Source organism: Pseudoduganella sp. jia 12 (assembly GCF_055502675.1).
The window spans coordinates 1-26,262 of sequence record NZ_JBUXKP010000001.1 but is presented as its reverse complement, the minus strand read 5'-3'; the positions used below and the strand labels follow the sequence as shown (position 1 = coordinate 26,262).

The 26,262-nt window shown below is 64.0% G+C and carries 28 protein-coding genes; 7 read left to right on the top strand and 21 right to left on the bottom strand.

All coding sequences use genetic code 11. From position 1 onward, the window contains the following. Window positions 1-26: 26 nt before the first annotated feature. From flgM to ACY65G_RS00070, 15 genes are all read right to left on the bottom strand, one after another. The gene (gene flgM, locus ACY65G_RS00140; protein WP_464995353.1) at window positions 27-329 is read right to left on the bottom strand and encodes a flagellar biosynthesis anti-sigma factor FlgM; all 303 of its coding nucleotides are present in this window, start codon (window positions 327-329) and stop codon (window positions 27-29) included. 5 nt (window positions 330-334) lie between these two features. Beyond that, window positions 335-1,309: a flagellar motor protein MotB gene (locus ACY65G_RS00135; protein ID WP_464995352.1), complete on the bottom strand. Its 975-nt coding sequence runs from the start codon at window positions 1,307-1,309 to the stop codon at window positions 335-337. Further along, window positions 1,293-2,183 carry a flagellar motor stator protein MotA gene (gene motA, locus ACY65G_RS00130; RefSeq protein WP_464995351.1) on the bottom strand — a complete coding sequence of 297 codons (891 nt, stop codon included), beginning with the start codon at window positions 2,181-2,183 and terminating at the stop codon, window positions 1,293-1,295. Before motA ends, ACY65G_RS00135 begins: the two co-directional genes overlap by 17 nt. Window positions 2,184-2,215: 32 nt before the next feature. Beyond that, entirely contained in the window at window positions 2,216-2,998 is a 783-nt protein-coding gene (locus ACY65G_RS00125; RefSeq protein WP_464995350.1) for a FliA/WhiG family RNA polymerase sigma factor, read from the bottom strand. A 15-nt stretch (window positions 2,999-3,013) separates the two neighbouring features. Then, a complete protein-coding gene (locus ACY65G_RS00120) occupies window positions 3,014-3,502 on the bottom strand; it encodes a flagellar basal body-associated FliL family protein (RefSeq protein WP_464995349.1) in 489 nt (162 codons plus the stop codon). A gap of 7 nt (window positions 3,503-3,509) precedes the next feature. Beyond that, window positions 3,510-4,721 carry a flagellar hook-length control protein FliK gene (locus ACY65G_RS00115; RefSeq protein ID WP_464995348.1) on the bottom strand — a complete coding sequence of 404 codons (1,212 nt, stop codon included), beginning with the start codon at window positions 4,719-4,721 and terminating at the stop codon, window positions 3,510-3,512. Beyond that, window positions 4,718-5,029 carry a flagellar protein FliT gene (gene fliT, locus ACY65G_RS00110; RefSeq protein ID WP_464995347.1) on the bottom strand — a complete coding sequence of 104 codons (312 nt, stop codon included), beginning with the start codon at window positions 5,027-5,029 and terminating at the stop codon, window positions 4,718-4,720. The genes ACY65G_RS00115 and fliT overlap by 4 nt, the downstream gene beginning before the upstream one ends. Continuing rightward, the gene (gene fliS, locus ACY65G_RS00105) at window positions 5,022-5,411 is read right to left on the bottom strand and encodes a flagellar export chaperone FliS (protein ID WP_464995346.1); all 390 of its coding nucleotides are present in this window, start codon (window positions 5,409-5,411) and stop codon (window positions 5,022-5,024) included. The genes fliT and fliS overlap by 8 nt, the downstream gene beginning before the upstream one ends. A gap of 28 nt (window positions 5,412-5,439) precedes the next feature. Next, a complete protein-coding gene (fliD, locus tag ACY65G_RS00100) occupies window positions 5,440-6,825 on the bottom strand; it encodes a flagellar filament capping protein FliD (RefSeq protein ID WP_464995345.1) in 1,386 nt (461 codons plus the stop codon). A gap of 98 nt (window positions 6,826-6,923) precedes the next feature. Then, the gene (locus ACY65G_RS00095; protein WP_464995344.1) at window positions 6,924-7,358 is read right to left on the bottom strand and encodes a flagellar export protein FliJ; all 435 of its coding nucleotides are present in this window, start codon (window positions 7,356-7,358) and stop codon (window positions 6,924-6,926) included. Then, complete coding sequence (fliI, locus tag ACY65G_RS00090) at window positions 7,355-8,665, bottom strand: flagellar protein export ATPase FliI (RefSeq protein WP_464995343.1); 1,311 nt, start codon at window positions 8,663-8,665, stop codon at window positions 7,355-7,357. The genes ACY65G_RS00095 and fliI overlap by 4 nt, the downstream gene beginning before the upstream one ends. After that, entirely contained in the window at window positions 8,662-9,357 is a 696-nt protein-coding gene (gene fliH / locus ACY65G_RS00085) for a flagellar assembly protein FliH (RefSeq protein ID WP_464995342.1), read from the bottom strand. Before fliH ends, fliI begins: the two co-directional genes overlap by 4 nt. After that, on the bottom strand, window positions 9,354-10,382 hold the full coding sequence (locus tag ACY65G_RS00080; RefSeq protein WP_464995341.1) for a flagellar motor switch protein FliG: 1,029 nt from the start codon (window positions 10,380-10,382) through the stop codon (window positions 9,354-9,356). The genes fliH and ACY65G_RS00080 overlap by 4 nt, the downstream gene beginning before the upstream one ends. A gap of 1 nt (window position 10,383) precedes the next feature. Then, window positions 10,384-12,150, bottom strand: a complete 1,767-nt coding sequence (fliF, locus tag ACY65G_RS00075; protein WP_464995340.1) for a flagellar basal-body MS-ring/collar protein FliF — start codon at window positions 12,148-12,150, stop codon at window positions 10,384-10,386. Between the two features lie 71 nt (window positions 12,151-12,221). Next, complete coding sequence (locus tag ACY65G_RS00070) at window positions 12,222-12,584, bottom strand: flagellar hook-basal body complex protein FliE (RefSeq protein WP_464995339.1); 363 nt, start codon at window positions 12,582-12,584, stop codon at window positions 12,222-12,224. 544 nt (window positions 12,585-13,128) lie between these two features. Here ACY65G_RS00070 and ACY65G_RS00065 point away from each other — a divergent pair. From ACY65G_RS00065 to ACY65G_RS00035, 7 genes are read left to right on the top strand one after another with little or no spacing between them, the layout of a single operon-like run. Beyond that, window positions 13,129-13,995: a FliM/FliN family flagellar motor switch protein gene (locus tag ACY65G_RS00065; protein ID WP_464995338.1), complete on the top strand. Its 867-nt coding sequence runs from the start codon at window positions 13,129-13,131 to the stop codon at window positions 13,993-13,995. A 2-nt stretch (window positions 13,996-13,997) separates the two neighbouring features. After that, window positions 13,998-14,372: a FliM/FliN family flagellar motor switch protein gene (locus tag ACY65G_RS00060; RefSeq protein ID WP_464995885.1), complete on the top strand. Its 375-nt coding sequence runs from the start codon at window positions 13,998-14,000 to the stop codon at window positions 14,370-14,372. Further along, the gene (fliP, locus tag ACY65G_RS00055; RefSeq protein ID WP_464995337.1) at window positions 14,369-15,184 is read left to right on the top strand and encodes a flagellar type III secretion system pore protein FliP; all 816 of its coding nucleotides are present in this window, start codon (window positions 14,369-14,371) and stop codon (window positions 15,182-15,184) included. The genes ACY65G_RS00060 and fliP overlap by 4 nt, the downstream gene beginning before the upstream one ends. Before the next feature lie 18 nt (window positions 15,185-15,202). Further along, window positions 15,203-15,475: a flagellar biosynthesis protein FliQ gene (gene fliQ, locus ACY65G_RS00050; protein ID WP_130188766.1), complete on the top strand. Its 273-nt coding sequence runs from the start codon at window positions 15,203-15,205 to the stop codon at window positions 15,473-15,475. A 9-nt stretch (window positions 15,476-15,484) separates the two neighbouring features. Then, a complete protein-coding gene (locus ACY65G_RS00045) occupies window positions 15,485-16,279 on the top strand; it encodes a flagellar biosynthetic protein FliR (RefSeq protein WP_464995336.1) in 795 nt (264 codons plus the stop codon). Continuing rightward, a complete protein-coding gene (locus tag ACY65G_RS00040; RefSeq protein ID WP_464995335.1) occupies window positions 16,272-17,405 on the top strand; it encodes an EscU/YscU/HrcU family type III secretion system export apparatus switch protein in 1,134 nt (377 codons plus the stop codon). The genes ACY65G_RS00045 and ACY65G_RS00040 overlap by 8 nt, the downstream gene beginning before the upstream one ends. Next, window positions 17,402-19,492: a flagellar biosynthesis protein FlhA gene (locus ACY65G_RS00035; RefSeq protein WP_464995334.1), complete on the top strand. Its 2,091-nt coding sequence runs from the start codon at window positions 17,402-17,404 to the stop codon at window positions 19,490-19,492. Before ACY65G_RS00040 ends, ACY65G_RS00035 begins: the two co-directional genes overlap by 4 nt. Window positions 19,493-19,563: 71 nt before the next feature. Here ACY65G_RS00035 and ACY65G_RS00030 read toward each other — a convergent pair whose 3' ends face one another. From ACY65G_RS00030 to ACY65G_RS00005, 6 genes are all read right to left on the bottom strand, one after another. Then, window positions 19,564-20,490, bottom strand: coding sequence for a hypothetical protein (locus ACY65G_RS00030; RefSeq protein ID WP_464995333.1), 927 nt, complete (start codon window positions 20,488-20,490; stop codon window positions 19,564-19,566). Window positions 20,491-20,593: 103 nt separating this feature from the next. Continuing rightward, a complete protein-coding gene (locus ACY65G_RS00025; protein ID WP_464995332.1) occupies window positions 20,594-21,448 on the bottom strand; it encodes a flagellin N-terminal helical domain-containing protein in 855 nt (284 codons plus the stop codon). 221 nt (window positions 21,449-21,669) lie between these two features. Then, window positions 21,670-22,521: a flagellin N-terminal helical domain-containing protein gene (locus ACY65G_RS00020; RefSeq protein ID WP_464995331.1), complete on the bottom strand. Its 852-nt coding sequence runs from the start codon at window positions 22,519-22,521 to the stop codon at window positions 21,670-21,672. Between the two features lie 205 nt (window positions 22,522-22,726). Further along, window positions 22,727-23,560 (bottom strand): flagellin N-terminal helical domain-containing protein, encoded by an 834-nt coding sequence (locus ACY65G_RS00015; RefSeq protein WP_464995330.1) that lies wholly within the window; start codon window positions 23,558-23,560, stop codon window positions 22,727-22,729. 222 nt (window positions 23,561-23,782) lie between these two features. Continuing rightward, window positions 23,783-24,634, bottom strand: a complete 852-nt coding sequence (locus tag ACY65G_RS00010; protein WP_464995329.1) for a flagellin N-terminal helical domain-containing protein — start codon at window positions 24,632-24,634, stop codon at window positions 23,783-23,785. Between the two features lie 103 nt (window positions 24,635-24,737). After that, a partial coding sequence (locus ACY65G_RS00005) for an O-linked N-acetylglucosamine transferase, SPINDLY family protein (RefSeq protein ID WP_464995328.1) occupies window positions 24,738-26,262 on the bottom strand: 1,525 nt, incomplete at its 5' end.

The following is a 26,262-nucleotide window of genomic DNA, read 5'->3' as shown; positions in this document are numbered from 1 at the left end:
GCTCACCATTCACCACTGCAACCACGTTACTGGCCTCCGTGGAAACGCTGGATCACGCCGGCCAGCTTGCCGGCATTGAACGGCAACTCGCCCTTGGCGAGTGCATCGCGCAACATCGCCACCTTGGCGTGGTCGAAGTCGGGCATCTCCTTCATCGCCTGCACGGCGGGCTGGAGGACGGCAGATTGCAGGGCCGCGCTGGCCGCCGGGGCGGCTGCCTTCGGTGCCTCTGCCGGGGCGGTTTCGGTGACGGTCTGCACCGGCATCACGCCCGGGGTTCCACTGGAAATTCGCATACGTTGACCTCTTGGCTTGGTTTCGATCGCCATGTCCGTTACCCTCCAGCCGGCAGCATCTTGTCGCGCAGCTGTTTCAGTTCGCCCGCATCCGGCAGTTCCGTCTCGACACCGGGAGCGATCGCTTCCGTATTGCCCGGCATGCCGAACATCCCGGCAATGGCGCCGGCCTGGCTGCTCGTCAGGATCAGCAGTTCGATGCGCCGGTTGATGCCGGCCGTGGCGTGCTTCGTGTCGAGCGGCGCGCGGTCGGCCATGCCGACCACCTGCAGTACGCTGTCGACCGGCATGCTGCCGGCAAGCAGTTGAGCCCGCGCGGACATGGCGCGGTTCGACGACAGGTTCCAGTTCGAGAACGCGGCGTGGCTCGTATTTTCGTATTGCGACGAGTCCGTGTGGCCGACGATCAGCATCTGGTTTTTCATGCGTGCAAACAAGGGTCCCATTTTACGCAAAAGCGACTGGAATTTCCCGGTGGGGATGGCGCTGCCGCGCACAAACATGCCTTGCCTGTCGGTATCATGCAACATGACACGAAGGCCATATGGCGTGATCACCGATTCCAGGTTGCTCTTCAGGCCAGCATCGTGGCTCATCTGTTGCAGTGCCTTGGCCAGCATCGCCAGGTCGTCGCGTGTTTCGTAGGCCACTTTCGATGGCGCCTGTTGTGGATTCTGCTCGGTGCTTTCGACTTCCTTGCCCTGCACGTCGGAATTGCCGGTGCGCGGCATGGGGAAGCGTTCGATCAGGCTGCCCCGCGGGCCGCCCACGGCTTCCGGCATCACGCCCTTGCCCTGGTCCGTCTTGTTGCCATCCGATTCCGTCAGGATCTGCTGCAGGCTCTCGGTATTGCGCGCCGCCATCAGCCACAACACCAGGAACAGGCACATCAGCGCCAGGCAAAAGTCCGCGAACGCCACTTTCCATGCGCCGCCGTGATCGTCGTGCGCATGCTTGCCGCCGCTGCGCTTGACGATCGTGGTTTCATGGTGTTTCTCATGCGGCTTTAGCACGGCCACCTCCCTCGCCACTTTCCATCGCGTTGATCCAGCTTTCCAGCTGGGCAAAGCTTGGCTTCGTGTTCAGTTGCACCAGGCGGCGGCCGGCGTCGATCGCCAGCAGCGGCGGCTTGCCGGATACGTGCGTGACCAGCACGACTTTCACCGATTCCAGCGCGCCCGCTTCTTCGCCGACGAGCTGCTTGAGCATGTTGCAGATCGGGTCGATCAGGCCATAGCACAGGAAGATACCGATGAACGTACCGACCATGGCCGCGCCCACCTTTTCGGCGATCTCGCCGGACGAGGCGCCGCCGCCCACGGTGCCCATCGTGATCACGATGCCAAGCACGGCCGCCAGAATTCCGAAGCCCGGCATGGCTTCGCCGATCTTGCCCAGCGACTTGGCCGGCTGCGTCAGTTCTTCGTGGATCAGTTCCAGTTCCTGCTCGAGCACGCCTTCAAGTTCGTGCGCGTTGATCTTTCCCATCGCCATCAGGCGGAAGTTGTCGACGATGAACGCCAGCAGCTTCTGCTCTTCCAGCACGGAAGGGTAGCGCTGGAAGATCGCACTGTCCTTCGGAGCCTCGACGTGCGCGTCCAGTGCCTTCAGGCCGCCCGCGGCCAGTTGCAGCAGTTCGTACATCAGCAGCAGCAGCTGGCGCTGGAATTCCGAATCGTACTTCTTGCGCACGATGATCTTTTTCAGCTGGTGCGACAGTTCATGCAGGATGTGGCCGGGATTGCCCAGCACCAGCGCACCCGCGCCGGCGCCCGCGATCACGAGAATCTCGATGGGGTGCCAGATGGCGGCGAACGTGCCGCCCATCAGCATGTAGCCGCCGAAGACGCTGCCGAAAATAATGAGTAGGCCGACAATTTGCTGCATGGTTGCTTTCCTTTACTTGGGGTGCCGGCGGGTCAACCCTGCAGCACGGCTTTCATCTTGGTCAGTGCCGCCTTGTTCAGCTGGCACACGCGCGCATCCGTCAAATCCAGCACGGCGGCGATTTCCTTGTAGCTGAGCTCGAACTCGTAGTACATCTGCACCACGCGCTGCTCCCGTTCGTTCAAGCCGTTCAGGGCCTGTTCCAGGCTGCGCCGCACCATCAGCTGCTCTTCGGGGCTGGGCGCGCTGCCGGCGCTGCCGTCTGCGCCGCCTTCCTGCAGCAGGTCGTCGAAGCTCGCCATCGTCTCGGCGCTTTCATCGAGCTGGTAAGCCATGTATTCGTCGGCCGTGATGCCCAGGCCGGCAATGGCTTCCTGCTCGCTCGGTTCGCGGCCCAGTTTCCGGGTGAGGGCGCGCACGCCGTCGCGCAGCTTGTGGCTTTGCTGGCGCACCGCGCGCGGCCGCCAGTCCTGCCGGCGCAGCTCGTCCAGGATGGCGCCGCGGATGCGCAGGCTGGCGAAGCTGCCGAATGCGGCATCCGGTTCGCCGTAGCGCCGCAGCGCTTCCAGCAAGCCCATCAGGCCGATCTGTTCCATGTCCTCGCGATCGATCGCGCCGCTCACCTGGGAGTTCAGCTGGCGCACGATCTTCTTCACCAGCGGCGCATACGACATCAGGTGTTTCTGCTCGGCCGCCGGCGACAGTGCCTGCGCGGCCGCGCGGACTTCATAGGTTTCGCCATAGCTTTCGCCGTAGCTTTCGGCATAGCCGCCGCCGTAATTCCCGGCGGAGGAGTCGGTTGCTGCACATACCATCACCATACAGTTCCTTTATTCCACGATCAGCTTGCCGATCATGACTTCCTTGAACGGTTGTTCGCGCTCGTCTTTCTCGTACTGTTCCTCGAACGCCTTGTTCAGCACCTCGGCGTATTCGTCGATCGTCATCACCTGTGCCTTGTCCATCGGCAGTGCCGACAGCGTGCGCACCGCCACGCTGCGCAGCAGGGGCAGCTCTTCCTTGGCTTCCTTTTCCTTCTTCAGCGGCGCGGCCACCACGAGGTCGGCGGACAGGTAGTGCGGCACCGCCTGGTTCGGCGAGCGGCGCAGCATCACGATGACCTTGTCGACCGTCAGGTACTTGACCGGGCCGGCTTCTTCCTCGTCTTCCTTCTTCTTCTTTTTCTTGGGTTTCTTTGCCTCGTCGTGATGGCCCTCGGCCGCGTCGGCCTTCGGTGCCAGGAACCACACGGCGGCGCCGGCGCCGCCGCCGCACACCAGTGCCACGCCAAGGATGATGATGATCAGCTTCTTGTTCATTTACTCGTTACTCCCGCAGCATCGCGAAGGTGGTGTTGTTGACGTCGCCCTCGTTCAGCGCGCGGCCGGGGCCGCGCTGCTCACGCTGTTGCTCTGCTTCCCGCTCGGGCTGGCGGCCGCGGCCTTCGCTGTCGGCCAGCGAGCGCGATGAAGCTTGCGAAACCGTCACGGCCACATCGCCCTGCTGGCGCTGCGACAGATCCTGCCGCATCGAATCGCCAACGGCGTTCAGCTGGCGCACGACTTCGCTGTTGGTGGCCGACATGCTGACATGCAGCGCACCGGCGGTCTGGCGGATCGAAATCTCGATGCTGCCCAGGTTGGGCGGCTCAAGGCGTATAACGGCTTGATCGTTCCCTTTCTGAAGGGTAACTTGTAAACGATCGCCGAGGGCCGCGCGCAGCGGCTGTTGCCACTGCTCCGGCGTACCGGCCAGCTTCACGGTATCGGCGGGCGCGGTGGCGCCGGCGAGCGGTGCCGAGGCGGCCATTACGCCGCGGAACGTTGCCTGTCCTTCACCCTGCGGCTGCTGGCCGGCCTGGCCATCCTGGCCGGACTGGGCAGCGCCATCCTGGGTGGCGAGCACGGTTGCTGCCGCGTTGGCGGCGCTGTGCACGGTGCCGCCGGCGGTGGCCGTACCGGCCGCGCCCGCGCGTGCATCGGTCTTCAGGGCAACCGGTTCTGCGATGGCGGGCAGGGCGCCTTGCAGCAGCCGTGCCGCCAGCGGCGTGGTGGCAACGGTCGCCGCGGCTGCGCCGTTCGTGATCGCGTCGGCGGCTGCCTGGCGTGCGCTGCCGGAGGCGGCCGCGAGCAGCGTGGCGCCGCGCGCCTGGGTAGCGTCGACGGTGGCCATGCTTGTGTTCGTCGTGCCGGCCGTAATCTGGACAGCCTGCGGCAGCACGGCGAAATGCAGTGCCGGCATCATGGCCGCGAGCGGCGCTTCCGCCGGCGCTTCCTCGGCGGCCGGTGCTGCATCTTCTGCCTGCGCAGCGGGCATGCCGGCCGGCTGGGTACCGGCAATCCCGGCTGTCGTTGCCAGCCCGGCGAAGTCGAACAGCTGGGCGAACGGCATGGGCAGGCCCGTGCCGCCGGTGCCACCTTCGGTGGTCACTGCAGGCGTGCCTTCAGCCAGTGCGGGTGCGCCGCCAACGGCGACGCCAGGCAGCGCGCTTTGCGCCGCGGCCGCGCCACCCGGCGCGGAAGGGGTATTGATCATCATGCTCCGGTCCCGGAAAAATCATTGTCGAGGGCATAGGCAAGCCAGCCCTCCTTGTGGGTATTGATCTGTTGCAGGTGCTTGCCCAGTTCGGTACTGGCGGTGCCGACCGCCTGCGTCGCCGCCTCGTGCTGCTGGCGCAGGGCTGCCAGCGCGGTCCGTTCGGCCGGTGTCCACTTGCCCTGCCGGGCGAGGGCCGGCACGGTGGACGCCATCTGCGTGTTCAGCGCTATCAGCGCGTCCCAGTCCGCCTCGGCCGCGGCGGCCGCGACCTGCTGCGCGAGGCGCAGCAGCTGTTGCTCCCTAGCCATGCTTGGCCTGCACGCCGAGCCAGCCCTGCTTGATGGTCGTCAGCAGGCCGACCACCTCGTCCACGATCGTCGGGTCGAGGTCGATGCCGGCACGGTACAACCGCGCTGCGCAATAGTCGTACAGGTTTCCCAGGTTGGCGACCACTTCGCCGCCGTTGTCGAAGTCGAGCGAGCTGGACAGCCCATTGATGATTTGCGTGCACTTGTCCAGGCTCATTGCCTTCAGTTCGTAGCGCCGGCCGACGATATGGCCGCGGGCGCGGGCCAGCTCTTCGAGCAGGCCGTCGGTCAGCACGAGTACCAGCTCGACCGGCGAGGCACGCGCGGTTTGCGCATCCAGGTTGGTTGCATGGTATTCGCCGTAGGCATCCAGATTCATCATGTAGTCACCGTTGAGATTTGACGCGCCGTCAGTCGTCCTTCGAGAACATGGCGTCGAACATAGAGGTATTGCTTTCCATCTGCGCCTGCAATGTCTGCAAAGTCGAAAACTGGTTCAGATAGCGAAGGTAAGCGGATTCGTATTGTCGGTCGAGGGTGGCCTGGCGCTTGAGCAGGGTAGTCTGCAGCTGCGAATTGACTTCGCGCCGCTTCACGATCTGGCCATTGGTCGTGTCGGTCCACACACTGAGCAGCTTGTCCACGTCGCCCAGCACGCCGGTCGGCGCGCTGGCGCTGTTGTTGCCCATGATCTTGTCCAGCGCGTCCGGTTTGGCGGCCAGCATCTTGTTCAAGCGTCCGGTGTCCAGCGACAGCGTGCCGTCGCGGCTACCGGTAATGCCGAAGTGCACGAGGGATACCCCGTCGACTTCCTGGCGCAACATGGCCTGCATGCGCGTGCGCAGCGCCTGGAGTCCGGAATCGGCATGCATCACGCCTGCCGACTTGCCACTCGCAGCATCGCCGGCATCGGTCAGCGTCTTCATGGTGTTGATCAGCTTGTTCCAACCGTCGACAAAGCTCTGCAGGTTGGCCGCGGTACCGCCACTGTCGGCGGCCACCGTCAGCGTCACCGGACTTTCCCCGACCGATTGCGCCTTGGTAAACGTCATCGACACGCCATCGACCGCGGTGTACGTATTCGAGGCCTGCTGCATCTTGACGCCACTGGCCTTGTCGCCGAGGTAGATCACCGCATCCTGCCCAGCCACCAGGTCCTTGCGTTTCGTCGTGTCGGACAACGCCGTGCGCAGCGCACCCGCCGGCAGGCCGGCTGCATCGATCGAGACCGTGTTGACAGCGCCGGTTTCACTGGCCGACATCACGAGCGTCGGCACGCCACCGATCGTCATCGTCGATGCGGTGACCTTCGAGGTATTGCCGCTGGCGGAATTGATCGCGCTCGCCAGTTCTTTCACGGACAGGATGCCGTCAGCGCTCTTGTCGGCCTGCGTCAGGTCGACGGCGAACGTCGTGCTGCCCACGGTGACCTTGATCGTGCCGGCTTCGGCCATTGGCGTCGTATCGGCGATGCCGCTGTACTGTGCCTGGTTCGCCGTGGCCAGTTTCTCGACAAAGAAAGCATAGCTGCCCGCCGCCGCCGAAGCGCTGGCGCTGGCAGTGCCCACGGGTGAGCTGAACGTGGCCGTCGTCGCCAGCACCGTCTTCTTCAGCGAAATGCTCGACATGGCCGTTTCAAACGACGACATGGCCGATTTCAGCGATGTCAGGGCTTTGTCGGTCTCACCCGCAATACTGTTTTGCAGCGTCAGCGTCGATTGCCGGTCCTGGATATAGACCGATGCAAGTTGCGTCGCCGTGGTTTTCGGATCGTAGGTAGGAGAAGAGATGGCCATTTTGGTGCTCCGCGGAAATATATTAAGAGTGTACCTTGAGGAAGGGCGACAAAAGGCCGTTCCCCATGAAATTTATTTCCGTACGGATCTATTTGCGCTTATTTTTGGGAACGAAGCCACACTTGCGTTGCCAGGTCGTCATGCACTTTACGTTCCTGCACTGCGCCCTTGCTGGCCAGCGCCTTCTCGTTCTTTTCCAGCACCTGGCCCAGCACTTCGCATTTCACGTAAGCCTGGTTCAGCGCGCGTTGCGAGATGGCCATGTCGGCCTCGTGCATGGTGAGGTCGAGCCGGTGGCTGTCCGCCATGGCCAGCACGGCCTGCTTGTAGTTGCCGCAGTTGGCGGCCAGCGCAAGCGGCAGGCTGCCGGAAGCACCGCTGGCGACGGCCAGGCTGTGCAGCCGTTCGAGGTTTTTCTTGTAGCGTTCGGCGGTGGCCGTTTTCTCGGCCTGCGCAGCCTGCAGCTTTTCCAGCTGGGTATTGCGCAGCGCGACCAGCGAGGTCAGGTTCTGGATCAGCAGACGGTCGGTCATTTCATCAGCCTTTCAAGTCCTTCGACGCAACCGGTATAGGGCGCGTCTTCCTTGGTGCCCTGGCACAGGAAGTGTTCGATATGCGGGTTCAGTTGCACGGCGCGGTCGGTCACCGGGTCGGCGCCGGGCACATAGGCGCCCAGCGGGATCAGGTCGCGCACGCGGTCATGCTTGGCCATGGCCGCTTTCAGCGCGCGCGCCGCCAGCATGTGCTCCTGGCTGATGATGCCGTTCATGCAGCGGCTGATCGACTGGCCCACGTCGATCGCCGGATAGTGGCCGCGCTCGGCCAGCGCACGCGTCAGCACGATGTGGCCGTCCAGGATGGCGCGCGCCGTGTCGACGATCGGATCCTGCTGGTCGTCGCCCTCGGCCAGTACCGTGTAGATGGCGCTCATCGAGCCGTTTTCATGCTCGCCATTGCCGGCCGATTCCACCAGCTGGGGCAGGTTCGAGAAGACCGATGGCGGGTAACCCTTGGTGGCCGGCGGTTCGCCCAGCGCCAGGGCCACTTCGCGCAGTGCCATCGCATAGCGGGTCAGCGAATCGACGAGCAGCAGCACGTTCTTGCCCTGGTCGCGGTAATGCGCCGCGATCGTGTGGCACAGCTCGGTGGCCATCACGCGCATCATCGGCGATTCGTCCGCCGGGGCAATCACCAGCACGGCCTTCTTCAGGCCTTCGGCGCCCAGCGACAGGTCGATGAACTCGCGCACTTCGCGCGAACGTTCGCCGATCAGGCCGACCACGACCACGTCCGCCACCGTCTGCCGCGTCATGATGCCCAGCAGCACGGACTTTCCGACGCCGGAGCCGGCCATCAGGCCCACGCGCTGGCCCTTGCCCAGGGTGAGCATCGAATTGATCGCCCGCACGCCCACGTCCAGCGGTTCGTGCACGGGTTTCTTGCGCAGCGGATTGACGCGCGGCGGATGCATGTCGAGCTCGTGTTCGCCCGTCAGCTTGCCCTTGCCGTCGATCGGCTCGCCCAGGCCGTTGACCATGCGGCCCAGCCAGCCATTGCCGATCTTCAGCGTGGCCTTTTCCTGCTGGGGCAGCACGCGGGCGCCCGTCTGCAGGCCGATGGCCTTCTTGAACGGCATCAGGTACGACACCTTGTCGCGGAAACCCACGACCTGGGCGTCGAGCCACTGGCCGTCCACGGTTTCGATGCGGGCGCGCTGGCCCGTGTGCAACGGGCAGCCGACCGCTTCCAGCAGCAGGCCGGATGCACCGACCAGCCGGCCCGTGGGCGTGGCCATCGGTACGGCATCCAGTTCCAGCTTGCGCAGCGCGTCTGCAATCATTCTTCGGTCTCGTCTTCATCGCCGCTGTCGGCGGCCTGCAACTGTTTGTCCACCTGGTCCATCACGGCGGCCAGGCGCTGGGTACAACCGGCGTCCACTTCGTTGTCGCCGGCGCGGATGCGGCATTCGCCCGCATCGAGGGTGGCATCGGCGATCAGGTTCCAGCGCTTGGCGCGTTTCGGGTCCAGTTCCGACACCCGCTTCATTTCTTCCGGGTTCAGGTACACATCGATGTCGTCGCGCGTGGCCGGCATCGAGGCCAGCGTTTCATCGACCAGCGCCATGATCTGCACCGGCTGCAGCGCCAGCTCGGCGCGGATCACCGAGCGGGCCACCTTGGCCACCAGGTCCACCACTTCCTTGCGCTGCGCGGCGCGGTAGTCGCTGCGCAGTTTCTTCAGGCTTTTCAGCATCGCGTCGACGGGACGGGCCAGCTCGTCCAGCGCGACCGCGGTCTCGGCGCGGCCTTCGTCGCGCCCCTGGGCGATGCCCTGCACGCGCCCGGCTTCGAATCCTTCTTCCTGGCCGCGCTGCAGGCCGATCTCGTAGCCGTCGCGCTGGCCCTGCTCGAATCCCTCGCTGATCGACGCCTGCCATGCGGCGGCATCGGGCGTGGCCGTGCCGTCACCGCGCGCCGCGGGCGGCGTGTGGTGCGACAGGGGCGGGAACCGGTAAGGGCGGAACTGCTTCATTCGACCACCGTTTCCGCGAACAGCTGAACCTCCACTTCGCCGGCATCGGCCAGGGCCTTGACGGTGGCCATGATTTCCGAGCGGGCCGCCTCGATGCGCGACATCGGCACCGGGCCGGCGCGGCGCATCATGTCTTCGAATGCCTGCGCCTGGCGCTTCGGCATCGTCTTCAGCACGGCGTCGAGGATCGACGGCTCGGCGCCTTTCAGCGCGATCGACCATTGCTCCAGCGGCACTTCCTCGATCAGGCGCGACAGCACGGCTTCGGTCTGCGTGGCCAGAATCAGGAAGTCGTACATCGACAGTTCGATCTGTTCGACGATCGACGGGTCATGCGCACGCAGCAGCTCCACGACCTGGGCACGGTTGCCCGGCAGGCGGTTGAGGATCTCGGCAACCTGCTTGACGCCTTCGATGCTCGTGCTCTGCATGTCGAACGACCCGAGGCAGCGGTCCACCAGCTCGTCGAGTTCGGCCAGCAGGTCGCGGTCGATCTCGTCCAGGCGGGCCAGGCTCAGCAGCACCAGGTCGCGGCCTTCCATCGGCAGGCCGTCGACGATCTGGCCAGCCAGCGCCGGCGGCAGGAAGGAGAGGAACACGGCCTGGATGCGCACGTGCTCGTTGGCGATGTAGTCGGCCAGCCATTTCGGCGACGCCCACTGCAGGCGGGCCATCTTCGGGCGCAGTTCGTCGCCGTAAATGTTGTTGAGCACGGTGTTGGCGATGTCGCCGCCCAGTGCCAGGTCGAGCGAGCGCTTCAGGTACTGGCGCGAGGCGCCGTGCACGCCGGACTGCTGGCGGTAGTCGTCGAAGAAGGTCTGGATCGCGCCTTTCACGGCTTCGACCTTGATGCCGCTCATCCGCGACATGACTTGCGTGACTTCCAGCAGCTCCTCGCGGGACAGGCAACGCAGCACGGCCGCCGCCTGTTCCTCGCCGATCGACAGCAGCACGATGGCGGCCTGTTCGACAGGGGAGAGGGTCGCACCTTCGATCGGTGCCAGATCGTTCAGATTCGCGTTCATGTTATTGAGCTCGGCCATTTTTCTGCATCCACTGTTTGACGACTTCCGCAACACGCTCCGGCTCTTTTTCGGCCAGAACCTTCAGGTGATCGACCATCACATCGACCGGCGAACCGGCGGGCGGCAGATCATAGTTCTCCAGCAGCGGCTGGACGGCGATGCCACCAGCTCCGGCTGCCGGGATCAGCGCGCCGGTTGCCACGTCGGCGGCGGTGCCAGCCAGTGCGGCCGGGGTACCGGCTACCGGCAGCGCATCCACGGTGCCCGGCAGGGCTACAGCGTCGGCGCGGCGGTCGCTGCCGCTGCGGGTGCCGATCACGGCCGGCACAGGGGCGGCCGGCGCCAGGCTGTTCGTCAGCAGCTTCAGCAGCGGACGCAGGAGCAGGAAGTAGCCCAGCAGTGCGGCCAGTGCGTAGCTGATCCAGCCACCGATGTCGACGATGTTGTCGCGCTCTTCCCACCACTGCACCGGTGCTGCCTTGGCCGGGAAGCGCATGGCGGACACTACCAGCGAATCGCCGCGTTCTTCATTGATGCCCAGGCCGTTGCGCAGCACCTTGTCGATATTGGCCAGCTCGGCAGCGCTCCAGCCCGCTTTCGGGTCGGCGGCGGCGGACTGGGCCAGCACGATCGCCACATTCTGGCGCTCCAGACGGCCACGGGCACGCTTGGTTTGAACGATACTGCGATCGTAAGCATACTGGCGCGTGGTTGCATTCTTGCGTGCCGTGCCTTCCGGCATCTGGCCCGGTGCAGCGGCCGCTTCGGTGCCTGCGGCGCCCGGTGCTGCCGGTGCTGCTTCGGCCGGCGGGCGGTTCGACAGCGTGCCCGGCACGCCCATCGCCGTGCGGTTGCGATCCTGCTCTTCGCGCATCGCTTCGCTGGTGACCTTCGGTGCTTCGCCGAACTTCTCGACGGTTTCCTCGACCTTGTCGTTGTCGACCGAGGCGGTGACGCTGACCTTGAAGTTGTCGTCGCCGACGATCGGACCCAGCAGGCCGCGGATATTGTTCTTGATGCCGTCCTGGATGTGCTTCTGGCCTTCGTTGCCGGCGGCGTTCGCATCGAAGCCGTCCGTCAGGTCGACACGCGAGCTCAGCAGGTTACCTGCCTGGTCCACCAGGCTGACACGGGTCGGGTCCAGGCTGGCCACCGAGCCGGACACCATGTTGACGACGGCGGCGATGTGTTCCGGCGTCAGGGTGCGGCCCGGCTTCAGGCCGATCACGACAGCAGCGGAAGACTTTTCACCGTCCGACGACACGAACGACGTCGACTTGGCGATCGACAGGTGCACCCGGGCGCTGGCGATGGCGTCCAGCGTCATGATGCTCTGCGACAGTTCGCCTTCCAGGCCGCGGCGGAAGCGCACGTCCTGCACGAATTGCGACACGCCCAGCGGATCGTTCTTGTCCATCAGTTCCAGGCCGGCCGGCAGCTGGGCGGTCACGCCTTTCGACGCCAGCAGCATGCGCACCTTGCCCAGTTCCGATTCCGGTACCAGCACCTGGCCGCTGTCCGGGTGGATGCGGTAGGCGATCTGCTCGGCATCGAGCACGGTCATCATGTCGGCCGCGACCACTTTCTCGCGGGCGCCGAACACGGACTTGTAGCCGGACTGGTCCTTCCAGAGGAACATCAGCACGATGGCGGTCACGCCGACAGCCAGCATCAGCATCGGGTACAGGTTCTTGACGAGGGCCGGGGGCATGGCAGCGGCGCCATTGCCACGCAGGCGCCCAAAAGCGGACTTGAGGGTGTTGATCACGTCGGGACTTTCGCGGTGAAGGGTAGTGCGGAGAAAAGTGCTGCCGGAAACGGCGGACTACAGCGTGCCAATCAGAGTGGCAGCTTGATGAGCTCGTCGACAGCGCCCGTCACCTTGTTGCGAACCTGCATCAGCATCGAGAACGAGAGGCTGGCTTCCTGGCTGGCCATCATGGCGCCCACCAGGTCGTCGCTGCGGCCGGCGTCGACATCGGCCACTTTTGCGCCCGCAGCCTTGTCGGCCGCGTTCACGCCGGAGACAGCGCTCATCATTGCCTGGGCGAACGAGCCACCGGATTGCCCGGCGTCGTGGCCGGACTGTGCGCCGAATTGCATGGCGGGTGCGATCGCGCCCGCTTGTCCGGCAAGGTCGGAAGCGGCGTTCGTGAGTGCCGCGAGGTCCGCCTTGATCATGCCGCCGATATCATTTGCCATAAGCCATCTCCTTAGAATACAACGTTGAACTTCGTCCAGCGATCGGTTGCAAGCTTGTCACCGCATTACTTTGGATCAATAAAACTTGCTGCCGACTTGCTTGTAGGTATCGGTCGCCAGCGCCGCAACTTGATACTTACAAAGAAAAACTTCCGATTTTTCGTGCACCGCATTTGCGGTTGAAAAAGCATGGCCGTATTAATTGGGTCACTCGGTCGTTATTGGCCAGGTACGATTGGTTGCGCTGCGTTGTTTCTAATATAAGAAACTTGAAATCGTGGCAAAACTCTTTAAAAATCATGCACTAAGCATCGATCCGGTATTAACCGGTTTATTGCTGAGTAGCAGCATTAATTGACGCCCGACAGATAGAAGCTTACCGCGCGGCAACAACACTGTAAAGAGGCGATTTCAATCGTGCGCGGTATTGTTGCATGGCAATACGCCAGAAATTGGGTTATGCTTCCGGGCCTGTACCGTACCCGCGCAGGCTTTGTGGCCATTTGCGCTACGATGTGGACGTGCAGAGGGAAAAAATAAAACCATGACCACGCTAACCACCACCGCACCGCACCAGGTACTGGATCCGAGTTTGCTGGGCCGCCCGGTTCACCGGTTGCCGCAGTTCGCCGCCCAGCTGCGCGATGACCTCATCGCCGCGCTGCGCCATCCCGCGAGCCGGCGCTATTGGGGCGGCACCGAGGTCGAGCAAGTGGGCTTCTCGCAGCTCACGGGCAGCGAGCCGCGCATGCGCTGGCAGTACTTCGCGGCAGGTGCGGGCGTCATCGCGTTCGCGATCGAACGCCCCGTGCTGCTGTCGGCACTGGACCAGCGTTACGGTGCAGGCAAGGGCGCCACGCCGGCGCCGGATGCCACCCAGGTGCGCGTGACCGCCACCGAGGAACGGCTCGGTGTTGCGCTCGGACAACAGCTGTCCCATGTCGTGGCATCCCGTATCGCCGCCGGCGTGCCGGGCGGCCAGCCGCTGACCACGCCGCTGCCGCCCGCCGCGCCCGCTCCCGGAGGCCAGCCGGCCAAGGGCACGTGGATCGTCACCATGAATGTGCGCGCCGGCGATCTCGCAGGCAAGGTATGGTTTGCACTGGATAAGCATTTGATATCCGACGTGCTGCACGGCCTGGCACCCCAGCGCGAGTCCGGGCGCAGCGCGGCCGGGCAGGCGAAAAAACCCGCGGCGCCGCTGGCACAGCGGCTGCAGGTGACGCTGGCCGGCCAGCTCGTCAGCAAGGAAGTCACGCTGGGCGCGCTGTTCGACCTGCGCATCGGCGACGTGATTCCGGTCAGCCTGGACAGGGCCGACGTGATGCTCGAGGACTCGCGGCTGTACACGGCCGCGGTCACGGAGCACAAGGGAAAATTGTGCCTGACCTCTTTTGAAGACAGTGAATGACCATGATGAACGAGAACGGCAACAATGACGCATTGCTCGACGACACCGAAGAGATGATCATCGAGCCCGTGGCCGGCGAGCTGGCCGGCGACTTCACCCCGGCCCCGCGCGCCCCGCGCCGCGACCTGCCGCAGATGATGCGCAAGATCCCCGTGACGCTGACCCTGGAAGTGGGTTCGGCGCGGATTTCCCTGCAGGACCTGATGAATATCGGCCCGGACAGCGTGGTGGAGCTGGACGCGCTGGCCGGCGAGCCGCTGGTCATCAAGGTCAACGGCACTGCGATCGGCCGGGCCGAGGTGGTGGTGGCGGGCGAGAACTATGGCTTGAAAGTGATCGACCTGGACGGGCTCAATCTCGACATGATGACCTCATGATGGGCGGCGGGGCGACAGCGGCCGGCACCTTCCCGACGCAGCCGCGCCGGCCGTTCGCAACCAGGATCGCACCGGGGGTGGCGCTGTTCGCCGTGGCCCTGGCGCTGCCCGCACTGGGCTTCGCACAGGCGGCGGATACACCGGACCTGCTTGCCGGCGTGGTGCCCGGCGCCCGCACCGACCTGTCGGTGAAGATGCAGATCCTCGTCATCATGACCCTGCTGGGCCTCTTGCCCGTCATGGTCATGATGATGACGAGCTTTACCCGCTTCGTCATCGTGCTGTCGCTGCTGCGGTCCGCGCTGGGCTTGCAGCAGGGCCTGCCGAACCGGATCATCACCGGCATCGCGCTGATCCTGACCCTGCTGGTCATGAAGCCGATCGGCGACCAGGTCTGGCGCGATGCGTTCGTGCCCTATGACCAGGACCGCATCGGCCTGCAGGATGCGCTGCGCATTGCCGAGCAGCCCGTGTCCCGCTTCATGCTGGCCCAGACCAGCAAGGCCGCGCTGCGGCAGATCGCCACGCTGGCCGGCGAGCAGAACGTCACCAATCCGATGCAGCACGGCTTTCCGGTGAAGCTGGCCGCGTTCGTGCTTTCCGAACTGAAGACGGCGTTCCAGATCGGCTGCATGCTGTTCATCCCGTTCCTCATCATCGACCTGGTCGTGTCGTCGGTGCTGATGGCGATGGGCATGATGATGCTGTCGCCGCTGGTGATCTCGCTGCCGTTCAAGCTGCTGCTGTTCGTGCTGGTGGATGGCTGGACACTGACCGTCAACACCCTGGTCACCAGTATCCAGGCATATTAGGACATTACAGGACAAGCCATGCTGACTCCCGACGTGGCCGTCGACCTGGTGGTCGAGGCCCTGAACATCACGATGGTGCTGGTCCTGGTGCTGGTGGTGCCCGGGCTCGCCGCGGGCCTCGTCGTGGCACTGTTCCAGGCGGCCACGCAGATCAACGAGCAAACGCTGTCGTTCCTGCCCAAGCTCCTCATCACGCTGCTGGCGATCATCGTCACGGGGCGCTGGATGGCCGGCTACCTGATGGACTATTGCGTGTCGATCTTCACCCGCGCAGCCACGCTGGTCGGCTGACCCGCCAGGATGGAACAGGTCCTCGCCAACCTGCTGCCCCTGCTGAACGCGCTGTGGTGGCCCTTCGTGCGTTCGATGGCGCTGCTGTCGGCGGCCCCCGTGCTGGGCGAGGCGATGGTGCCGGTGACGATCCGCGTGCTCCTTTCGGTGACGCTTGCCGTGATGATGCTGCCGGTGACCGGCAAGGTGCAGATCGTCGAAGACCCGTTCACGCTGGCGATGGTGGCCGCCACGATCGAGCAGGCGATCATCGGCTTCGTGCTGGGGCTGGCTTTTTATTTCGCCATGGCCGCGATCAGCGTGCTGGGTTTTGTCGTGTCGTCGCAGGTGGGGTTCTCGATGGCGGTGATGAACGATCCGCTGAACGGCTCGTCGTCGGACGTGGTGTCCACGCTGCTGTCCATGCTGTCGATCATCGTCTTCTTCGCCATCGACGGCCACCTCGTCCTCATCAACGTGATCGGCGCCAGCTTCAAGGCATGGCCACCCGGTGCCGGCTACGGGCCGCTGCTGTTGCAGACGGTGGCGTGGAACGTGGCGTGGGTGTTTTCGGCGGCGATGCTGCTGGCGATCCCGGTGGTGTTCGCCACCGTCGTCGTGCAGATCGGCTTCGGCTTCCTGAACCGCGTGGCGCCGTCGCTGAACCTGTTCTCGCTGGGCTTTTCGGTGATCACGATTTTTGGCCTGCTGATGCTGGGCCAGGTGGTGCGCTTCATTCCCGACCATTACACGCGGATGACGAGCCAGGTGCTGGAGATGATCCGGCAGCAGATGACGGCGGAGGAGGCCAGGCGCAATGGCTGAAGGTGGCGACAAGACCGAGAAGGCGTCACAGCAGAAGCTGAAGAAGGCGCGCGACGAAGGGCAGGTCACCCGCTCCAAGGACCTGGCCACGGCGATCGGCATCCTCGTCAGCCTGCGCCTGTTCGTGTTCCTGATGCCCGATTACCTGGAACACTTCCGCACGATCTTCGCGGCCAGCTTCGTCCAGCTGGAAGGCGGCGACGTGCTGATGAACGCGATGTCCGACGTGTTCTACGAAGCCAGCATGCTGCTGGTCAAGATGGTGGCGCCGCTGTTCGTGGTGCCCCTGTTCATCGTGCTGGCCTCGATGCTGCCCGGCGGCTGGCTCTTCAGCACGAAGAACCTGATGCCGAAATTTTCAAAGATGAATCCCGTGTCGAACCTGGGGCGCATGTTCAAGGGCAAGGCCCTGTTCGAACTGGGCGTGTCGATCGTCAAGGTGTCCATCCTGATCGCCGTGCTCGTGCACATGTCGCGCTCCACGCTGAACCAGTACACGCAGCTGCAGGCGCTGCCCCTGCAGAACGCGATGACCGATGGCGCGGCGCTCATGCTCGATGGCGTGATGTCGCTGGTGGTGATCTTCGTGCTGTTCGCCGTGATCGACGTGCCGGCGCAGGCATTCTTCTTTGCCAAGAACCAGCGCATGAGCAAGCAGGACCTGAAGGAAGAGCACAAGAGCAGCGAGGGCCGGCCCGAGGTGAAGGGGCGCATCCGCCAGCTGCAGCGGGCCATGTCGCAGCGCGCGGCACGCAAGACGGTGCCCACCGCGGACGTGGTCGTGGTCAATCCGGAGCACTACGCGGTGGCGCTCAAGTACGACAACGCGCGCGCCGAGGCGCCGTTCGTGGTGGCCAAGGGCGTCGACGAACTGGCCCAGTACATCCGCCTGATCGCCGAGGAGCACGATATCGAGGTGCTGCGCCTGGCCCCGCTGGCGCGCGCCATCTACAATACCGCACAGGTCAACCAGCAGATTCCCGTGCCGCTTTACCAGGCGGTATCGCAGGTGCTGCATTACGTGTTCCAGATGAAGGCGTTCCGCGCCGGCGGCCGGCAGGCCCGCCCCGCGTTGCCCGACCGGATCGAGGTACCAACATCGATGAGTGAGGCTTCCAACCCATGAATTTCCTGAACTCCCTGGTGGTCGAACTGCGCCGCCACAAGTTCGCCACGCCGCTGTTCGTGATGTCCATCCTCGCGATGATCATCCTGCCGCTGCCGCCGATCCTGCTGGACGTGCTGTTCACGTTCAACATCGTGCTGTCGCTGATCGTGATCCTCGTGTCGGTGCAGGCCAAGCGCCCGCTGGACTTTTCCGTCTTCCCCACCGTGATCCTTGTCACGACGATGCTGCGGCTGACGCTGAACGTGGCATCGACCCGCGTGGTGCTGCTGCATGGCCACGAAGGCACGCATGCGGCGGGCGCGGTGGTCGAGTCGTTCGGCAACGTGGTCATCGGCGGCAATTTCGTCGTCGGCCTCGTGGTGTTCGTGATCCTGATGATCATCAACTTCGCCGTCGTCACCAAAGGCGCGGAGCGGATCTCGGAAGTGTCGGCGCGCTTCACGCTCGATGCGCTGCCCGGCAAGCAGATGGCGATCGATGCCGACCTGAATGCAGGCCTGATCAACCAGGAAAAGGCCCAGCTGCGCCGCAAGGAAGTGGCGATGGAAGCGGATTTCTACGGCGCGATGGACGGCGCCTCGAAGTTCGTGCGCGGCGATGCGATCGCCTCGATCCTGATCCTCATCATCAACCTGGTCGGCGGCGTGGCGATCGGCGCGATCATGCAGGACATGGGCTTTGGCGACGCGTTCCGCCAATATGCGCTGCTGACGATCGGCGACGGCCTGGTGGCCCAGATCCCGGCCCTGCTGCTGTCGGCCGCGGCGGCGATCATCGTCACCCGCGTGTCCGACGCGGGCGACTTCGAGGACGAGGTCAGTACCCAGCTGCTGGCCAATCCGAGCGTGCTGTACTCGGCCGCCGGCCTGATGACGATCATGGGCATCGTGCCGGGCATGCCCTGGCTGCCGTTCCTGTCGTTCGCGGGCGCGCTCGCCTATGTGGGCTGGCGCATGCAGCAGCGCGCCGTGGCGCCACCCGATACGCGGCAGCTCGAAGCCATCGAAGCCGTGCTGCGCGAGGAAAAGACACCGGAGCTGGAGTGGCAGAGCCTGCCGGTGGTGCACCCGTTGCAGGTGCTGCTGGGTTACAAGCTCGTGGGCCTGGTCGACAAGGCGGCGGGCGAGGTCCTGACGAAGCGGGTGCGCGGCGTGCGGCAAAGCCTGTCCGAGGCGATGGGCCTCGTGCTGCCGCCGATCGGCGTGCGCGACGACCTGGGCTTGAAGCCCTCGCAATATTCCGTGGTGCTGGGCGGCGCGGTGATCGCCCAGGCGGAGGTGTTCCCGGACCGGCTGATGGCGATTCCATCGCCGAACCTGTATGGCCAGATCGACGGCATTCCCGGCGTGGAACCGGCCTACGGCATGCCGGTCGTGTGGATCGATCCGGCCGACAAGGCACAGGCGCTGGGGCTGGGCTACCAGGTGGTGGAAGCGCCCAGCGCGATCGCCACGCACCTGTCGAAGCTGATCCGCGAATACCTGCCGGAGCTGTTCCGGCACGACGACGTGGGCGCCGTCGTCGAACGCCTGACCGCACTGGCGCCGAAGCTGGGCTCCGCGCTGGACAAGGCGATGACGCACACGCAACTGCTGCGTGTGTTCCGCGTGCTGCTGGCCGAGAACGTGTCGCTGAAGGATATCGTGCCGATCGCCACCACCTTGCTGGACAGTTCGGAGGCCACGAAGGATCCGATCCTGCTGGCGGCCGAGGTGCGCTGCGCGCTGCGCCGCCAGATCGTGTCCGCGCTGTTCGGCCAGCGGAAGGAAATGCTCGCGTTCAACCTGGGCGGCGAGCTGGAAAACATGCTGCTGGGTTCACTGAACCAGGCGCGCCAGTCGGGCAAGGTGGTGCTCGACAACTATCCGATCGATCCCCACCTGCTGGCCCAGCTGCAGGTGAACATGCCGGTGGCACGCGAGCAGATGAAGCAGCAGGGCACGCCGCCGCTGCTGCTGGTGCTGCCGCAGATCCGGCCGCTGCTGGCCCGCTACGCAAGACTGTTCGCTCCGGGGCTGCATGTGCTGTCGTATAACGAAGTGCCGGAAAACCGCGAGGTGTCGATTATCGGTACGGTTGGCTGAAGCAGGGCCTGCGCGAAATAGTCTTTCGAGCCGCGTTACGGTCACGGCATGCGCACCGTGGCCTGGGCAGTTCAGCTGTGCAGTTCGACGAACTGCTCGCCAGGCGCCGCCGCTTGCGACATCAGCATGGCCAGGTCGGCCATGGCCTTGAACATTGGGGGCGTCAGCGATGCCGCCTCCATCGAGGTGGGATGCCGGCTGCCCGCGGTGAGCAGTTCGTGCGTCAGGCGGATACGCACGATGCGCACGCCGCAGTGACTCATGATCTCCCTGATCGGTGGCAGCATCTCGCGCACGTGCCGCATGGCGCCGGCCTGCGCGGCGCCGATCGCCAGCAGGACGCCGCCGTCGACCGGCTCGATCTCCAGCACCACCTTGCCCAGGTCGGGCATGTGTACTTCCAGCCGCAGCGCGACACGTACCGGGCGACGGCGGCGCGAAGCTGCCCCGTCGTCTTCCGCATCGCGCACGACGACACGCAGCACCAGTTTTTCCGCACCCGATGCATACACGGCAAAGCGCCAGGCATCGAGCTCGGACACCACTGGCGGCGGCAGCCGGCCATCGCGCACCACCTGGGACACGGCCTCGGACTGGAACAGGCTGGCGGGTACGCGCCGTCCGCGGCTTTGCGCAACCTGCGCGGCGCGCTGCTCGGCATAGGTACGGACCATGGCCATCCAGGATGCCGCCAGGGCCGATGGCTCGGGCGAATGCGCCACCAGCTGGCGTGACGCGAACAACTGGTTCGGCTGCATCGACACGGCATCGCCGAGCAATGCTTCGGCGGCCAGCTTGCCGGTCAGCGCCGATGCGAGCAGTTTTTCATCCATCGCTTCGAGCATTGCGCCGGTCGTGCCGGGAACAACCGGCTGATACGGCTCACTGGCCGGTCCGGCGAGCGCAAGCTGCTGTTGCGACTGCCCGGGCCGCTCGCGAGCGAAGCGTTCCGGAATCGTCAGCGCGGCATTGAGACCTGTTACTCGATCGATGGACATGTCGTCAGCTTATCATGCGTGGGTAAAAAAAAGCCAACCGGAAGTCTGGTTGGCCTTGGGCGGTGCCGGCACGGGGCCGGCTCCATGGTGCTGCTACGATTGATTACTGCAGCAGCGACATGACCATCGAGGACATGCTGTTCGACTGCTTCAGCATGGCGGTGCCGGCTTGCATCAGCATCTGGTTCGACGTCATGTTCGCGCTTTCCTTGGCGAAGTCGACATCCATGATGCGGCCGGTGGCGGCCTTGGTGTTCGAGCTGATGTTGCCCAGGTTGGTGTTGATGTGGTCCAGGCGGTTGGCCGCGGCGCCGATCGACGAGCGTACCGTGCTCACTTTCGCGATAGCGGTGGTCAGCTTGTCGATGGTGGCGTTGGCAGCGGTACCCTTGATCTCGGCACCAGCAGTTGCGCTGGTGTAGTTTGCCGTGGCAGCCGTGATGGAGGTGCCCACCGCGGTCATTGCGGCGCTCACGTCGAGCGACATCGTTTCGCTGGAGCTGGCGCCGATCTGGAACGTCATCGCCGACGCCAGCTTGCCGCCCGCCAGCAGTTTCGAACCGCCAAACGTGGTGTTCTCCAGCACGTTTTTCAGCTCCGCGCCCAGGGCATCGTATTCCGACTGCATGGCGGTCTTGTCATCGTCGCTCGATGCCGCATCAGCGGCCTGGGTAGCCAGGTCCTTCATGCGCACCAGCATGTTGGTGACTTCGTCGAACGCGCCGTCAGCCGTCTGCAGCAGCGACTTGCTGTTCTGCGTGTTCGTCATGGCGACCGACATGCCGCTCGTCTGTGCTTTCAGGCGGGTAGCGATCTGCAGGCCGGCGGCATCGTCCATTGCCGAGTTGATGCGGAAGCCGGTGGACAGGCGCGTCATCGAGGTGGACAGGCTGTTCTGGGTACGCGACAGGGCGTTCTGGGCGGACAGGGCGGCGTTGTTGGTGTGAAGGCTCAGCATGGAATACTCCGGATAATTAGTAACTGGGGCATGCTCTTCACGCCCTCATGAATACAAGGCGGCCGGCCGGCCCCGTTCATTAAGTGCCATATGGAAATTATTTTTTAAAAGTGCCGCGGTAAGTCATGGGCCTGGAATGCTCTATGCGAATTGCGTGCCAAAATGTAAAAAAGCCAGCCGCGAGGCTGGCTTTTCCACCGTGCCGGTCGCCCGGCCAGGCATTACTGCAGCAGGGACATGACCATCGAGGACATGCTGTTCGATTGCTTGAGCATGGCGGTGCCGGCTTGCATCAGCATCTGGTTCGACGTCATGTTCGCGCTTTCCTTGGCGAAGTCGACATCCATGATGCGGCCGGTGGCGGCCTTCGTGTTCGAGCTGATGTTGCCCAGGTTGGTGTTGATGTGGTCCAGGCGGTTGGCCGCGGCACCGATCTTCGAGCGCACCGTGCTGACATCGGTGATGGCGGTGGTCAGCTTGGTGATGGTGGCGTTGGCGCTGGCGGTCAGTTCGGTACCGGTGGTTGCACCAGCATAGTTCGCCGTGGCGCTACCGACCGACGACACCAGGGTCGACATGGCGCCCGAGACGTCGAGCGACATCGTTTCGCTGGCGCTGGCGCCGATCTGGAACGTCATCGCGGATGCCAGCTTGCCGCCGGCGAGCAGGGTTGCGCCGCCGAACGTGGTTTTCGTCAGCACATTGTTCAGTTCCTGGCCCAGTGCGTCGAATTCCGATTGCATGGCGGTCTTGTCATCTGCGCTGGACGAGGCATCGGCGGCCTGGGTGGCCAGGTCCTTCATGCGCACCAGCATGTTGGTGACTTCGTCGAACGCGCCGTCGGCCGTCTGCAGCAGCGACTTGCTGTTTTGCGTGTTGGTCATGGCGACCGACATGCCGCTCGTCTGCGCTTTCAGGCGGGTGGCGATCTGCAGGCCGGCGGCATCGTCCATTGCCGAGTTGATACGGAAGCCGGTGGACAGGCGCGTCATCGAGGTGGACAGGCTGTTCTGGGTACGCGACAGGGCGTTCTGGGCGGACAGGGCGGCGTTGTTGGTGTGAAGGCTCAGCATGGAATACTCCGGATAACGTTGTCAGGGACATGCTCTTCACGCCCTCATCAATACAAGGCGACAGGTTCGCACCATTCATTAATGCCGTGTGGAATTATTTTGAGGTCGTGAAAACGTGATGGCCGAGCATGCAAAACACCACGCCAAAAACAAAAAAGCCAGCCGCAAGGCTGGCTTTCCACCGTGCCGGTCGCCCGGCCAGGCATTACTGCAGCAGGGACATGACCATCGAGGACATGCTGTTCGATTGCTTCAGCATGGCGGTGCCGGCTTGCATCAACATCTGGTTCGACGTCATGTTCGCGCTTTCCTTGGCGAAGTCGACGTCCATGATGCGGCCGGTGGCGGCCTTCGTGTTCGAGCTGATGTTGCCCAGGTTGGTGTTGATGTGGTCCAGGCGGTTGGCCGCGGCACCGATCGACGAACGCACCGTGCTGACTTTCGAGATCGCGTCGGTCAGGTTCGAGATGGCGTTATTGCCGGTGGTGGTCAGCTGGCCGGCGGCAGCGGTAGCGGTGGTGATCGCCGAGTCCAGCGCGGTCATGGACGCAGACACGTTCAGCGTCATCGTTTCGCTGGAGCTGGCGCCGATCTGGAACGTCATCGACGCTGCCAGCTTGCCGCCCTTGAGCAGCTTCGAACCGCCGAACGTGGTGTTGTCCATCACGTTTTTCAGTTCCTCGCCCAGTGCTGCGAACTCCGACTGCATGGCGGTCTTGTCATCGTCGCTGGACGAGGCATCGGCGGCCTGGGTGGCCAGGTCCTTCATGCGCACCAGCATGTTGGTGACTTCGTCGAACGCGCCGTCGGCCGTCTGCAGCAGCGACTTGCTGTTCTGCGTGTTCGTCATGGCGACCGACATGCCGCTCGTCTGTGCTTTCAGGCGGGTAGCGATCTGCAGGCCGGCGGCATCGTCCATTGCCGAGTTGATGCGGTAGCCGGTGGACAGGCGCGTCATCGAGGTGGACAGGCTGTTCTGGGTACGCGACAGGGCGTTCTGGGCGGACAGGGCGGCGTTGTTGGTGTGAAGGCTCAGCATGGAATACTCCGGATAATTGGTGACTGGGGCATGCTCTTCACGCCCTCATGAATACAAGGCGGCCGGCCGGCCCTGTTCATTAAGTGCCACATGGAAATAATTTTTTAAAGAGCGCCGAGGCAAGTCATCGGCCTGGAATGCTCTCTGCGAATTGCGTGCCGAAATGTAAAAAAGCCAGCCGCAAGGCTGGCTTTTCCACCGTGCCGGTCGCCCGGCCAGGAATTACTGCAGCAGGGACATGACCATCGAGGACATGCTGTTCGATTGCTTCAGCATGGCGGTGCCGGCTTGCATCAGCATCTGGTTCGACGTCATGTTCGCGCTTTCCTTGGCGAAGTCGACGTCCATGATGCGGCCGGTGGCGGCCTTCGTGTTCGAGCTGATGTTGCCCAGGTTGGTGTTGATGTGGTCCAGGCGGTTGGCCGCTGCACCGATCGACGAACGCACCGTGCTGACTTTTGCAATGGCGTCGGTCAGGTTCGAGATGGCGGTATTGGCAGCGGAAGTCAGTTCGGTGCCGGTGGCGGTTGCGCCGTAGTTCGACGTTGCAGTGGTCACCGAGGAAACCAGATCGCTCATCTTGGTGCTCACGTCCAGTGCCATCGTTTCGCTGGAGCTGGCGCCGATCTGGAACGTCATCGACGATGCCAGCTTGCCGCCTACCAGCAGCTTCGAGCCGCCGAACGTGGTGTTCTTCAGGATATTGCCCAGTTCCTGGCCCAGTGCATCGAATTCCGACTGCATGGCGGTTTTGTCATCTGCGCTGGACGAGGCATCGGCGGCCTGGGTGGCCAGGTCCTTCATGCGCACCAGCATGTTGGTGACTTCGTCGAACGCGCCGTCGGCCGTCTGCAGCAGCGACTTGCTGTTTTGCGTGTTGGTCATGGCGACCGACATGCCGCTCGTCTGCGCTTTCAGGCGGGTGGCGATCTGCAGGCCGGCGGCATCGTCCATTGCCGAGTTGATACGGAAGCCGGTGGACAGGCGCGTCATCGAGGTGGACAGGCTGTTCTGGGTACGCGACAGGGCGTTCTGGGCGGACAGGGCGGCGTTGTTGGTGTGAAGGCTCAGCATGGAATACTCCGGATAATGGGTGACTGGGGCATGCACGTCACGCCCTCATCAATACAAGGCGACATCCCGAGCGCTCCGATTAAATGCCGTACGGAAAAATTTTTCAGATTTTTTTCGCCAGCTCGGCGGCATGGATTTCTGCGTTGGTCATCGGGACGATGTCGTAGTCGATCTCGAAGTTTTCCGGTGCAAGGCCCGCGCACCAGCGTTGCCACATATGGCGTCCAGCGCCTTCCAGGGCAGCGGACACCACGGCAGGCCTGCTCATCGGCGCAAGGCTCAGCAAGGCGCGCAGGCTCATGCGCAGGTCGGCCAGCAGTTCCAGCCGCGCCGTCACCGCCAGGCCGCGCTCGACGAAACCATCGGCGCTCTGCGCAACGAACGCTCCCAGGTTCAACTGGTAGAGAACGCCTGCGGAACTGCGTCCAGCCAGCGTCGGTCCGGCAAGCGTCAACAGTGGAACACCCATCCAGAGCGCCTGCAAGGTCGTGGTCCCGCCGGTGTAGGGGAATGTGTCCAGGCACAGGTCCACTTTATGGTGCAGGCGAATGTAATCCTGCATCGGCACGCGGGACTGGAAATCCAGGCGCGACCGGTCGATGCCTTCCTCGGCGAACCATTCGACAAGATGGTCGTATTGGCCATCCTTGGGCATGCCAGCGAGCATCAGGCGGGCAGTTGGCTGTGCCCGCAGCAGTTGCGACCAGAGCGCAATGACCGGCCGCCGCAGTTTGTTGATGCGATTGAAACTGCCATAAGTAATGTAGCCATTGGCATAAGCCGGCAAAGGATTGACCGGAGGTAAGTCCTTCCTCGGTTCGAACACGGCGCAAGACGGCAGGTAGGCGAAGCGTTCGGTAAACTGCGGCGCCAGCTCCGGCGGCAGGGTATGGTGGTCGTGCAGGATGTAGTCCATGCTCTTCAGACCAGTGGTGCCCGGATAGCCGATCCAGGTTGCCTGGACCGGCGCCGGCTTGCGGGCAAACACGGCAAGCCGGTTCCGGTTCGTGTGGCCGGACAAATCGACGAGTACATCGATCGCGTCTGCGCGGACCAGTGATACCACAGCCTCGTCATCCATCGCGGAGATGTCGTTCCATACCGTACAGTTCCGGCGCACCTCTTCCGTCACGTGGTCTTGCAGGATGTTGTTGTAGTAAGCGTACAGTTCTACACGTTCCGACCGGTGCAGCTGTTTCAGGATGGGCGTGAAAAAATTCGCCAGCGCATGATTGTTGAAGTCGCCTGAGACGAAGCCCAGGCGAATGACGCGCTCCGGGTTCCTGTCGTTGGGGTGATCCGAGAGCGGCGGGGCCAGGGCCTCGCGGTGCATGCCGAAGCGGAAATGTTCGGCGGCGAGTTCCTCCGCGGTCACGTCGTCCGCATGCGACAGGCAGAACAGCAGGTTCCCGGTAAGGTCCAGGTCGCCCGGCAACAGTTCCAGCGCAGCACGGCAACAGGCGATGGCCTCGGGAAGACGCCCCTGCTGGGACAGTATCGCGGACATGCTCAGGTGCGCACGCTGGTAATCGGGCTGCATTGTCAGAACATGGCGCAGTTGCGCCATTGCCTCTTCGTTGCGGCCCATCCGGTGCAGGCAAATGGCAAGATTCTGCTGCATGTTGATG

Excerpts from the sequence above, each read along its gene's own strand:
- flgM (WP_464995353.1), bottom strand. The coding sequence starts at position 329 with ATGGCGATCGAAACCAAGCCAAGAGGTCAACGTATGCGAATTTCCAGT.
- motA (WP_464995351.1), bottom strand. The coding sequence starts at position 2,183 with ATGCAGCAAATTGTCGGCCTACTCATTATTTTCGGCAGCGTCTTCGGC.
- ACY65G_RS00125 (WP_464995350.1), bottom strand. The coding sequence starts at position 2,998 with ATGGTATGTGCAGCAACCGACTCCTCCGCCGGGAATTACGGCGGCGGC.
- ACY65G_RS00120 (WP_464995349.1), bottom strand. The coding sequence starts at position 3,502 with ATGAACAAGAAGCTGATCATCATCATCCTTGGCGTGGCACTGGTGTGC.
- ACY65G_RS00115 (WP_464995348.1), bottom strand. The coding sequence starts at position 4,721 with ATGATGATCAATACCCCTTCCGCGCCGGGTGGCGCGGCCGCGGCGCAA.
- fliT (WP_464995347.1), bottom strand. The coding sequence starts at position 5,029 with ATGGCTAGGGAGCAACAGCTGCTGCGCCTCGCGCAGCAGGTCGCGGCC.
- fliS (WP_464995346.1), bottom strand. The coding sequence starts at position 5,411 with ATGATGAATCTGGATGCCTACGGCGAATACCATGCAACCAACCTGGAT.
- fliD (WP_464995345.1), bottom strand. The coding sequence starts at position 6,825 with ATGGCCATCTCTTCTCCTACCTACGATCCGAAAACCACGGCGACGCAA.
- ACY65G_RS00095 (WP_464995344.1), bottom strand. The coding sequence starts at position 7,358 with ATGACCGACCGTCTGCTGATCCAGAACCTGACCTCGCTGGTCGCGCTG.
- fliI (WP_464995343.1), bottom strand. The coding sequence starts at position 8,665 with ATGATTGCAGACGCGCTGCGCAAGCTGGAACTGGATGCCGTACCGATG.
- fliH (WP_464995342.1), bottom strand. The coding sequence starts at position 9,357 with ATGAAGCAGTTCCGCCCTTACCGGTTCCCGCCCCTGTCGCACCACACG.
- ACY65G_RS00080 (WP_464995341.1), bottom strand. The coding sequence starts at position 10,382 with ATGAACGCGAATCTGAACGATCTGGCACCGATCGAAGGTGCGACCCTC.
- ACY65G_RS00070 (WP_464995339.1), bottom strand. The coding sequence starts at position 12,584 with ATGGCAAATGATATCGGCGGCATGATCAAGGCGGACCTCGCGGCACTC.
- ACY65G_RS00065 (WP_464995338.1), top strand. The coding sequence starts at position 13,129 with ATGACCACGCTAACCACCACCGCACCGCACCAGGTACTGGATCCGAGT.
- ACY65G_RS00060 (WP_464995885.1), top strand. The coding sequence starts at position 13,998 with ATGATGAACGAGAACGGCAACAATGACGCATTGCTCGACGACACCGAA.
- fliP (WP_464995337.1), top strand. The coding sequence starts at position 14,369 with ATGATGGGCGGCGGGGCGACAGCGGCCGGCACCTTCCCGACGCAGCCG.
- fliQ (WP_130188766.1), top strand. The coding sequence starts at position 15,203 with ATGCTGACTCCCGACGTGGCCGTCGACCTGGTGGTCGAGGCCCTGAAC.
- ACY65G_RS00045 (WP_464995336.1), top strand. The coding sequence starts at position 15,485 with ATGGAACAGGTCCTCGCCAACCTGCTGCCCCTGCTGAACGCGCTGTGG.
- ACY65G_RS00040 (WP_464995335.1), top strand. The coding sequence starts at position 16,272 with ATGGCTGAAGGTGGCGACAAGACCGAGAAGGCGTCACAGCAGAAGCTG.
- ACY65G_RS00035 (WP_464995334.1), top strand. The coding sequence starts at position 17,402 with ATGAATTTCCTGAACTCCCTGGTGGTCGAACTGCGCCGCCACAAGTTC.
- ACY65G_RS00030 (WP_464995333.1), bottom strand. The coding sequence starts at position 20,490 with ATGTCCATCGATCGAGTAACAGGTCTCAATGCCGCGCTGACGATTCCG.
- ACY65G_RS00025 (WP_464995332.1), bottom strand. The coding sequence starts at position 21,448 with ATGCTGAGCCTTCACACCAACAACGCCGCCCTGTCCGCCCAGAACGCC.
- ACY65G_RS00020 (WP_464995331.1), bottom strand. The coding sequence starts at position 22,521 with ATGCTGAGCCTTCACACCAACAACGCCGCCCTGTCCGCCCAGAACGCC.
- ACY65G_RS00015 (WP_464995330.1), bottom strand. The coding sequence starts at position 23,560 with ATGCTGAGCCTTCACACCAACAACGCCGCCCTGTCCGCCCAGAACGCC.
- ACY65G_RS00010 (WP_464995329.1), bottom strand. The coding sequence starts at position 24,634 with ATGCTGAGCCTTCACACCAACAACGCCGCCCTGTCCGCCCAGAACGCC.